We start from the raw sequence: 12,423 nt of genomic DNA, 5'->3' as shown, positions 1-12,423 counted from the left end.
CTACAGTTAGTGCCACACTGAGTAATCCCACCGATCGCGACTTTACGGTGACGTTAAGCAATGGCGCCACCATTACCTTTGCAGCCGGGTCAACAACCGGTACCTCAAGCGCTTTTGCAGTACAGGGCGATGATGTTTATCAGGACGGCGAAAGCTACACGATAAGCGTAGCGAATACCGGTGAACATAATTTCGAACAACTGGATATCAGCGACACGGCAACAGTAACTGTCACCGATACGGTGGATACGGTCAATGTGACGATCGATAGCAACGGCGATGTCACGGAAACGCAGGATGCAGTGTTTACCGTCAAGGTAGACCGGGTACTGGCCGATGATCTGGTGGTAACGCTAAGCAATGGCGAGCAGGTCACCATCCGTGCCGGCGAGCAGAGTGTGGCCTATAGCGTGCCGGCGCAGGGCGACGATGTGTACGTCGATGCGGGCAGCGTAACGCTGGGCCTTATTGACGCCAGCGTGGCTGGCAAAACCTTTGAAGATTTACAACTGGGCGGTGACGCCACGGTAAATATTACTGATACGGTAGATACCACTACGCTAACGCTGGGTGATATTACAGTGGAGGAAGGCAGTGATAGCGCCACCGTTAGCGCCACGCTAAGTAACCCGACCGATCGCGACTTTACGGTGACGTTAAGCAATGGCGCCACCATTACCTTTGCGGCCGGGGCAACAACCGCAACCTCATCAGCCTTTGCGGTACAAGGTGACGATGTTTATCAGGATGGTGAAAGTTACACCCTCCGTGTAACGAACGCAGGTGAGCATAACTTCGAACAACTGGATACCAGCGATACGGCAACAGTGACGGTGACCGATACCGTAGATACCACCACGCTAACGCTGGGTGATATCACGGTGGCGGAAGGCAGCGATAGCGCTACAGTTAGTGCCACACTGAGTAATCCCACCGACCGAGCCTTTACCGTGACGCTAAGTAACGGCGCCACTATTACTTTTGCGGCTGGGGAAACGACGGGTACCTCAAGCGCTTTTGCAGTGCAGAGCGACGATGTCTATCAAGATGGTGAAAGTTACACCCTGAGCGTAACCAACGCGGGTGAGCATAATTTCGAACAGTTAGATACCAGTGACACGGCAACGGTGACCGTCACCGATACGGTGGATACGGTCAATGTCACCATCGAGTCCAATGGCGACGTCACCGAAGCACAGGATGCAGTCTTTACCGTCAAGGTAGACCGGGTGCTGGCCGACGATCTGGTGGTAACGCTAAGCAATGGTGAGCAGGTCACCATTCGGGCGGGTGAGCAGAGTGTGGCCTATACCGTGCCGGCGCAGGGCGATGATGTGTACGCCGATGCGGGCAGTGTCACCGTGGGTCTCGACAAGGCGGAAGTGGCTGGCAAAACCTTTGAAGATTTACAACTGGGTGCTCCAGCTACGGTGCAGACCAGCGACACCACCGATACCACCACACTAACGTTGGGCGATGTGACCGTTGCCGAGGGTAGCGATAGTGCCACCGTCAGCGCCACACTAAGTAATCCCACCGATCGTGCCTTTACGGTGACGCTAAGCAATGGCGCCACTATCACCTTTGCGGCCGGAGCGACAATCGGCACCTCAAGCGCGTTTGCAGTACAGGGTGATGATGTTTACCAAGACGGTGAAAGTTACACCCTTCGTGTGACCGATGCCGGTGAGCATAATTTCGAACAGTTAAATACTAGCGATACGGCAACAGTAACCGTCACCGATACGGTGGATACCGTCAATGTCACCATTGAGTCCAATGGCGACGTCACGGAAGCACAGGACGCGGTCTTTACCGTCAAGGTAGACCAGATACTGGCCGATGATTTGGTAGTGACGTTAGGCAATGGCGACACGGTGACCATCAAGGCCGGCGAGCAGAGCGTGGCTTATACCGTACCGGCGCAGGGCGACGATGTGTATGCCGATGCGGGTAGTGTAACGCTAGGCATTGTCGACGCCAGCGTCGCCGGCAAGAACTTTGAAGATCTGCAACTGGGTGGCGATGCGACGGTAAATATTACCGACACGGTCGATACCACCACGCTAACGCTGGGCGATATCACGGTAGCGGAAGGCAGCGACAGTGCCACCGTCAGCGCCACTCTGAGTAATCCCACCGATCGTGCTTTTATGGTGACGTTAAGTAACGGCGCCACCATTACCTTTGCAGCCGGGGCGACAACCGGGACCTCGAGCGCCTTTGCGGTGCAGGGGGATGACGTTTATCGGGACGGAGAAAGCTATACGCTGAGCGTAACGGATGCGGGCGAGCATAACTTTGAGCAACTGGATACCAGCGACACGGCAACAGTGACCGTCACCGATACGGTAGATACCACCACGCTAATGCTGGGCGATGTGACCGTGGCGGAAGGCAGCGACAGCGCCACTGTCAGCGCCACGCTAAGTAATCCTACCGACCGTGCCTTTACCGTGACGTTAAGTAACGGCGCGACCATCAGTTTTGCTGCCGGGTCAACAACCGGCACCTCAAGCGCTTTTGCAGTGCAGAGCGACGATGTCTATCAAGACGGTGAAAGTTACACGCTAAGCGTAACGAACGCGGGCGAACATAACTTCGAGCAACTGGATACCAGTGATACTGCGACAGTGACTGTCACCGATACGGTGGATACGGTCAATGTCACCATCGAGTCCAATGGCGACGTCACGGAAGCGCAGGATGCGGTCTTTACCATCAAGGTAGACCATGCGTTGGCCGACGATCTGGTCGTGACGTTAAGCAATGGCGAGCAGGTCACTATTCAGGCGGGTGAGCAGAGCGTGGCTTATACCGTGCCGGCGCAAGGCGACGATGTGTACGCCGATGCGGGCAGCGTTACCGTGGGCCTCGACAAGGCGGAAGTGGCTGGCAAAACCTTTGAAGATTTACAACTGGGTGGTGACGCCACGGTAAATGTTACCGACACGGTCGATACCACCACACTAACGCTGGGCGATATTACGGTAGCGGAAGGTAGCGACAGCGCCACCGTCAGCGCCACGCTGAGTAATCCTACCGATCGTGCCTTTACCGTGACGTTAAGTAATGGCGCGACCATTACCTTTACGGCCGGAGCGACAATCGGCACCTCATCAGCCTTTGCAGTACAGAGTGACGATGTCTATCAAGACGGTGAAAGTTACACCCTGAGCGTAACCAACGCGGGTGAGCATAATTTCGAACAGTTAGATACCAGTGACACGGCAACGGTGACCGTCACCGATACGGTGGACACCGTCAACGTGACGATCGATAGCAATGGCGACGTCACCGAAGCGCAGGACGCGGTCTTTACCATCAAGGTAGACCGGGTACTGACCGACGATCTGGTGGTCACCCTGAGCAATGGCGACACGGTCACTATCCGGGCCGGCGAGCAGAGCGTGGCGTATAGCGTGCCGGCGCAGGGCGACGATGTGTACGCCGATGCGGACAGCGTAACGCTGGGGCTCACCGATGCCAGCGTAGCCGGTAAAACCTTTGAAGATTTACAACTGGGCGACGAGGCGACGGTAAACATTACCGATACCGTAGATACCACCACGCTGATGCTGGGTGATATTACAGTGGAGGAAGGCAGTGATAGCGCCACCGTTAGTGCCACACTAAGTAATCCCACCGATCGCGATTTTACGGTGACGCTAAGTAATGGCGCTACCATTACCTTTGCGGTCGGAGCAACAACCGCAACTTCATCAGCCTTTGCGGTACAAGGTGATGATGTTTATCAGGATGGTGAAAGTTACACCCTAAGCATAACCGATGCCGGTGAGCATAACTTTGAGCAATTAGATACCAGTGACACGGCAACAGTGACGGTGACCGATACGGTGGACGTTACCACGCTGACGCTGGGTGAGGTCAGCGTGGCCGAAGGCAGCGACAGTGCCACCGTTAGCGCCACGCTGAGTAACCCTACCGATCGCGACTTTACCGTGACGTTAAGCAACGGGGCCACCATCACCTTTGCGGCCGGGGAAACGACCGGCACCTCAAGCGCCTTTGCAGTGCAGGGAGATGATGTTTATCGGGACGGAGAAAGCTACACGCTAAGCGTAGCGAATGCCGGTGAGCATAACTTTGAGCAACTGGATACCAGCGATACCGCGACGGTGACTGTCACCGACACGGTCGATACCACTATGCTGACGCTGGGTGATGTAACTGTGGTGGAAGGTAGCGATAGCGCCACCGTTAGCGCCACGCTAAGTAATCCCACCGATCGTGCTTTTACGGTGACGCTAAGCAATGGCGCCACCATTACCTTTGCGGCCGGGGAAACGACGGGTACCTCAAGCGCTTTTGCGGTACAGAGCGACGATGTCTATCAAGACGGCGAAAGCTACACGCTGAGCGTGACGGATGCCGGTGAGCATAACTTTGAACAATTAGATACCAGCGATACCGCAACAGTGACTGTCACCGACACGGTCGATACCACTATGCTGACGCTGGGTGATGTAACCGTGGCGGAAGGTAGCGATAGCGCCACCGTTAGCGCCACGCTGAGTAATCCCACCGATCGTGCCTTTACGGTAACGCTAAGCAATGGCGCCACCATTACCTTTGCGGCCGGAGCGACAACCGGCACCTCATCAGCCTTTGCAGTACAGGGCGACGATGTTTATCAAGACGGCGAAAGCTACACACTCCGTGTAACGGATGCGGGTGAGCATAACTTCGAACAGTTGGATACCAGCGACACAGCCACAGTCACGATTACCGACACGGTAGATACCACCACGTTGACGCTGGGTGATATCACGGTAGCGGAAGGCAGCGACAGCGCCACCGTTAGCGCCACGCTAAGTAACCCGACCGATCGCGACTTTACGGTAACGCTAAGCAATGGTGCCACCATTACCTTTGCTGCTGGATCAACAACCGGCACTTCGAGCGAGTTTGCGGTGCAGGGTGATGATGTTTATCAAGACGGAGAAAGCTACACACTCCGTGTAACGGATGCCGGTGAGCATAACTTTGAGCAACTGGATACCAGCGACACGGCAACAGTGACCGTTACCGATACTGTCGACACTGTCAATGTCACCATCGAGTCCAATGGTGATGTCACCGAAGCACAGGATGCAGTCTTTACCATCAAGGTGGATCGGGTACTGGCTGATGATCTGGTGGTCACCCTAAGCAACGGTGAGCAGGTGACTATCCGTGCCGGCGAGCAGAGTGCGGCCTATAGCGTGCCGGCGCAGGGCGACGATGTGTACGCCGATGCGGGTAGCGTAACGCTGGGCCTTACTGGTGCCAGCGTGGCCGGCAAGATCTTCGAAGATCTGCAACTGGGCGGTGACGCTACGGTAAATATTACCGATACCGTAGATACCACCACATTGACGCTGGGTGATGTGACCGTGGCGGAAGGTAGCGATAGTGCTACCGTTAGCGCCACGCTGAGTAATCCTACCGACCGCGACTTTACCGTGACGTTAAGCAATGGCGCGACCATTACCTTTGCAGCCGGGTCAACAACCGGTACCTCAAGCGCTTTTGCAGTACAGGGCGACGATGTTTATCAAGACGGCGAAAGCTACACCCTAAGTGTGACGGATGTGGGTGAGCATAACTTCGAGCAACTGACCAGTAATGAAGCCACGGTGACGGTCATTGATACGGTCGACACCGTCAATGTCACCATCGAGTCCAACGGCGACGTCACCGAAGCACAGGATGCAGTCTTTACCATCAAGGTGGACCGGGTACTGGCTGATGACCTGGTGGTAACGCTAAGCAACGGTGAGCAGGTGACTATCCGTGCCGGCGAGCAGAGCGCGGCCTATAGCGTGCCGGCGCAGGGCGACGATGTTTATAACGATTCGGGCAGCGTAACGCTGGGCCTTACCGACGCCAGCGTGGCCGGCAAGGTTTTTGAAGATCTGCAACTGGGTGGTGACGCCACGGTAAATATTATCGATACCGTAGATACCACCACGCTGACGCTGGGTGATATCACGGTGGCGGAAGGCAGCGACAGTGCCACCGTCAGCGCCACGCTAAGTAATCCCACCGACCGTGCCTTTACGGTAACGTTAAGCAATGGCGCCACCATTACCTTTGCAGCCGGAGCGACGACGGGCACCTCGAGCGCCTTTGCAGTACAGAGCGACGATGTTTATCAGGACGGCGAAAGCTACACGCTGAGCGTAACAGACGCGGGCGAGCATAACTTTGAGCAACTGGATACCAGCGATACCGCAACGGTGACGGTGACCGATACGGTCGACACCGTCAACGTCACCATCGAGTCCAACGGTGATGTCACCGAAGCACAGGACGCAGTCTTTACCATCAAGGTGGATCGGGTACTGGCCGACGATCTGGTGGTCACCCTAAGTAATGGCGACAGGGTTACCATCCAGGCTGGCGAGCAGAGTGCGGCCTATACCGTGCCGGCGCAGGGCGATGATGTGTACGCCGATGCGGGCAATGTCACTGTAGGTATCGACAAGGCGGAAGTAGTTGGCAAAACCTTTGAAGATTTACAGTTGGGTGCCCCAGCGACGGTGCAGATCGGGGATACTGTAGATACCACCACACTAACGCTGGGCAATGTGAGCGTTGCTGAAGGTAGCGATAGTGCTACTGTCAGCGCCACGCTGAGTAATCCCACCGATCGCGCCTTTACGGTAACGCTAAGCAATGGCGCCACCATTACCTTTGCGGCCGGGGCAACAACCGGTACCTCTTCGGCCTTTACAGTACAGGGCGATGATGTTTACCAAGACGGCGAAAGCTACACACTCCGTGTAACGGATGCGGGTGAGCATAACTTTGAACAGTTGGATACCAGCGATACGGCAACAGTGACCGTTACCGATACAGTGGATACGGTCAACGTTACCATTGAGTCCAATGGTGATGTGACCGAAGCGCAGGACGCGGCCTTTACCATCAAGGTTGACCGGGTACTGGCCGACGATCTGGTGGTCACGCTAAGCAACGGTGAGCAGGTGACTATCCGTGCCGGCGAGCAGAGCGCGGCTTATAGCGTGCCGGCGCAGGGCGACGATGTTTATAACGATTCGGGCAGCGTAACGCTGGGCCTTACCGACGCCAGCGTGGCCGGCAAGGTTTTTGAAGATCTGCAACTGGGCGGTGACGCCACGGTAAATATTACTGATACGGTAGATACCACTACGCTAACGCTGGGTGATATTACAGTGGAGGAAGGCAGTGATAGCGCCACCGTTAGTGCCACACTAAGTAATCCCACCGATCGCGATTTTACGGTGACGCTAAGTAATGGCGCTACCATTACCTTTGCGGTCGGAGCGACGACGGGCACCTCGAGCGCCTTTGCAGTACAGAGCGACGATGTTTATCAGGACGGCGAAAGCTACACGCTGAGCGTAACAGACGCGGGCGAGCATAACTTTGAGCAACTGGATACCAGCGATACCGCAACGGTGACGGTGACCGATACGGTCGACACCGTCAACGTCACCATCGAGTCCAACGGTGATGTCACCGAAGCACAGGACGCAGTCTTTACCATCAAGGTGGATCGGGTACTGGCCGACGATCTGGTGGTCACCCTAAGTAATGGCGACAGGGTTACCATCCAGGCTGGCGAGCAGAGTGCGGCCTATACCGTGCCGGCGCAGGGCGATGATGTGTACGCTGATGCGGGCAATGTCACTGTAGGTATCGACAAGGCGGAAGTAGTTGGCAAAACCTTTGAAGATTTACAGTTGGGTGCCCCAGCTACGGTGCAGATCGGGGATACTGTAGATACCACCACACTAACGCTGGGCAATGTGAGCGTTGCTGAAGGTAGCGATAGCGCCACCGTCAGCGCCACGCTAAGTAACCCCACCGATCGTGCCTTTACGGTGACGTTAAGCAACGGGGCGACCATCACCTTTGCCGCCGGAGCGACAACCGGCACTTCATCGGCCTTTGTAGTGCAGGGCGATGATGTCTACCAGGATGGTGAAAGTTATACCCTCCACGTAACGGATGCGGGTGAGCATAACTTTGAACAGTTGGATACCAGCGACACGGCAACAGTGACGGTGATCGATACGGTAGATACCACCACGCTGACTCTGGGCGATGTGAACGTGGCGGAAGGTAGCGATAGTGCCACCGTCAGCGCAACATTAAGCCATGCTACCGACCGCGACTTTACCGTGACGTTAAGTAATGGTGCCACCATTACCTTTGCGGCCGGGGAAACGACGGGTACCTCAAGCGCTTTTGCGGTACAGAGCGACGATGTTTATCAAGACGGCGAAAGCTACACGCTAAGCGTAACTGACGCGGGCGAACATAACTTCGAGCAACTGGATACCAGCGACACGGCAACAGTGACAGTGACCGATACGGTGGACGTTACCACGCTGACGCTGGGTGAGGTCAGCGTGGCGGAAGGTAGCGATAGCGCCACCGTTAGCGCCACACTAAGTAATCCCACCGATCGTGCCTTTACGGTAACGCTAAGCAATGGTGCGACCATTACCTTTGCGGCTGGAGCGACAACCGGTACCTCAAGCGCCTTTGCAGTGCAGGGAGATGATGTTTATCAGGATGGTGAAAGTTACACCCTAAGCGTAACCGATGCCGGTGAGCATAACTTCGAGCAATTGGATACCAGTGACACAGCCACAGTCACGATTACCGACACGGTAGATACCACCACGTTGACGCTGGGTGATATCACGGTAGCGGAAGGCAGCGACAGTGCCACCGTAAGCGCTACCCTAAGTAATCCCACCGATCGCGACTTTACGGTGACGCTAAGTAATGGCGCCACCATCACCTTTGCGGCTGGGGCAACAATCGGGATCTCATCAGCCTTTGCGGTGCAAGGTGATGATGTCTATCAAGATGGTGAAAGCTATACCCTAAGCGTAACGAACGCGGGTAAGCATAACTTTGAGCAATTGGATACCAGCGATACCGCTACAGTGACGGTGACTGATACGATCGATACCGTCAACGTGACGATCGATAGCAACGGCGACGTGACGGAAGCACAGGACGCAGTCTTTACCATCAAAGTGGACCGGGTACTGGCTGACGATCTGGTAGTCACCTTAAGCAATGGCGACACGGTTACTATCCGGGCCGGTGAGCAGAGTGCGGCCTATACCGTACCGGCGCAGGGCGACGATGTGTACGCCGATGCGGACAGCGTAACGCTGGGGCTCACCGATGCCAGCGTGGCCGGCAAGATCTTCGAAGATCTGCAACTGGGTGGCGATGCGACGGTAAACATTACTGACACCGTAGATACCACTACGCTAACGCTGGGTGATATCACGGTGGCGGAAGGCAGCGACAGCGCCACCGTTAGCGCCACGCTGAGTAATCCCACCGACCGTGCCTTTACCGTGACGCTAAGTAATGGTGTGACTATTACCTTTGCGGCCGGGGAAACGACGGGTACCTCAAGCGCTTTTGCGGTACAGAGCGACGATGTTTATCAAGACGGCGAAAGCTACACCCTGAGCGTGACGGATGCCGGTGAGCATAACTTTGAACAACTGGATACCAGCGATACCGCGACAGTGACGGTGACCGACACGGTAGATACCACCACCCTAACGCTGGGTGATATCACGGTGGCGGAAGGTAGCGATAGCGCCACCGTTAGCGCCACACTAAGTAACCCTACCGATCGCGACTTTACCGTGACGTTAAGCAATGGCGCCACCATTACCTTTGCGGCCGGGGAAACAACCGCAACCTCATCAGCCTTTGCGGTACAAGGTGACGATGTTTATCAGGATAGTGAAAGTTACACCCTCCGTGTAACGAACGCAGGTGAGCATAACTTCGAACAACTGGATACCAGCGATACGGCAACAGTGACGGTGACCGATACCGTAGATACCACCACGCTAACGCTGGGTGATATCACGGTGGCGGAAGGCAGCGATAGCGCTACAGTTAGTGCCACACTGAGTAATCCCACCGATCGCGACTTTACGGTGACGTTAAGCAATGGCGCCACCATTACCTTTGCAGCCGGGTCAACAACCGGTACCTCAAGCGCTTTTGCAGTACAGGGCGATGATGTTTATCAGGACGGCGAAAGCTACACGATAAGCGTAGCGAATACCGGTGAACATAATTTCGAACAACTGGATATCAGCGACACGGCAACAGTAACTGTCACCGATACGGTGGATACGGTCAATGTGACGATCGATAGCAACGGCGATGTCACGGAAACGCAGGATGCAGTGTTTACCGTCAAGGTAGACCGGGTACTGGCCGATGATCTGGTGGTAACGCTAAGCAATGGTGAGCAGGTCACCATTCGGGCGGGTGAGCAGAGTGTGGCCTATAGCGTGCCGGCGCAGGGCGACGATGTGTACGTCGATGCGGGCAGCGTAACGCTGGGCCTTATTGACGCCAGCGTGGCTGGCAAAACCTTTGAAGATTTACAACTGGGTGGTGACGCCACGGTAAATGTTACCGACACGGTCGATACCACCACACTAACGCTGGGCGATATCACGGTAGCGGAAGGTAGCGACAGCGCCACCGTCAGCGCCACGCTGAGTAACCCGACCGATCGTGCCTTTACCGTGACGTTAAGCAACGGGGCGACCGTCAGTTTTGCCGCTGGGGAAACGACCGGCACCTCAAGCGCCTTTGCAGTGCAGGGAGATGATGTTTATCGGGACGGAGAAAGCTACACGTTAAGCGTAGCGAATGCCGGTGAGCATAACTTTGAACAGTTAGATACCAGCGATACGGCAACAGTGACCGTTACCGATACAGTGGATACGGTCAACGTTACCATTGAGTCCAATGGTGATGTGACCGAAGCGCAGGACGCGGTCTTTACCATCAAGGTAGACCGGGTGCTGGCCGACGATCTGGTGGTCACCCTAAGCAACGGTGAGCAGGTGACTATCCGAGCTGGCGAGCAGAGTGCGGCTTATAGCTTGCCGGCACAGGGCGACGATGTGTACGCCGATGCGGGTAGTGTCACTGTGGGTATCGACAAGGCGGAAGTGGCAGGTAAGGTCTTTGAAGATCTGCAACTGGGCGGTGACGCCACGGTAAACATTACCGATACGGTAGATACCACTACGCTAACGCTGGGTGATATCACGGTGGCGGAAGGCAGCGATAGTGCGACGGTCAGCGCTACGCTAAGTAATCCCACCGATCGTGCCTTTACCGTGACGCTAAGTAATGGCGCCACCATTACCTTTGCTGTTGGGGCAACGATCGGCACCTCGAGCGCCTTTGCGGTGCAGGGTGATGATGTTTATCAAGACGGCGAAAGCTACACCCTAAGCGTAACGAACGCAGGCGAGCATAACTTCGAGCAACTGACCAGTAATGAAGCCACGGTGACGGTCATTGATACGGTCGACACTGTAAACGTGACGATCGATAGCAACGGCGATGTGACCGAAGCGCAGGACGCGGTCTTTACCATCAAGGTGGACCGGGTACTGGCCGATGATCTGGTGGTCACCTTGAGCAACGGTGAGCAGGTTACTATCCAGGCCGGTGAGCAGAGCGCAGCCTACACAGTGCCGGCGCAGGGCGATGATGTATACGTCGATGTGGGCAGCGTAACGCTAGGCCTTACCGACGCCAGCGTGGCCGGCAAGGTTTTTGAAGATCTGCAATTGGGCGGTGACGCCACGGTAAATATTACTGACACAGTAGATACCACCACGCTAACGCTGGGTGATATCACGGTAGCCGAAGGTAGCGACAGTGCCACCGTTAGCGCCACGCTAAGTAATCCCACCGATCGCGACTTTACCGTAACGCTAAGTAATGGGGCGACTATCACCTTTGCCGCCGGGGCGACAACCGGCACTTCAAGTGCGTTTGCAGTACAGGGCGACGATGTCTATCAAGACGGCGAAAGCTACACGCTAAGCGTAACAAACGCCGGTGAGCATAACTTTGAGCAACTGGATACCAGCGATACCGCGACAGTGACGGTGACCGACACGGTAGATACCACCACGCTAACGCTGGGTGATATCACGGTAGCGGAAGGCAGCGACAGCGCCACCGTTAGCGCTACGCTAAGTAATCCCACCGATCGCGACTTTACGGTAACGCTAAGTAATGGTGCGACCATCAGTTTTGCTGCCGGGTCAACAACCGGCACCTCAAGCGCGTTTGCCGTGCAGGGTGACGATGTCTACCAAGATGGTGAAAGTTACACCCTAAGCGTCACGAACGCGGGCGAGCATAATTTCGAGCAACTGGATATCAGCGACACGGCAACGGTAACCGTCACCGACACGGTGGACACCGTCAATGTGACGATCGATAGCAACGGCGACGTGACCGAAGCACAGGACGCAGTGTTTACCATCAAGGTTGACCGAGTACTGGCCGACGATCTGGTGGTCACCTTGAGCAACGGTGAGCAGGTTACTATCCAGGCCG

General features: G+C 55.7%; 1 protein-coding gene. It reads left to right on the top strand.

Translation table 11 applies throughout. The annotated features are described in order from the left end of the window. Positions 1-12,423, top strand: a 12,423-nt coding sequence (locus tag MFP24_RS00460) for an immunoglobulin-like domain-containing protein (protein ID WP_318011308.1), incomplete at both ends; no start/stop codon positions are given.

The organism is Brenneria tiliae (assembly GCF_023347575.1).
GTDB classification, from domain to species: domain Bacteria; phylum Pseudomonadota; class Gammaproteobacteria; order Enterobacterales; family Enterobacteriaceae; genus Brenneria; species Brenneria corticis.
Note: the sequence above shows the minus strand (reverse complement) of the source record. Positions and strands in the feature narration are given on the sequence as shown.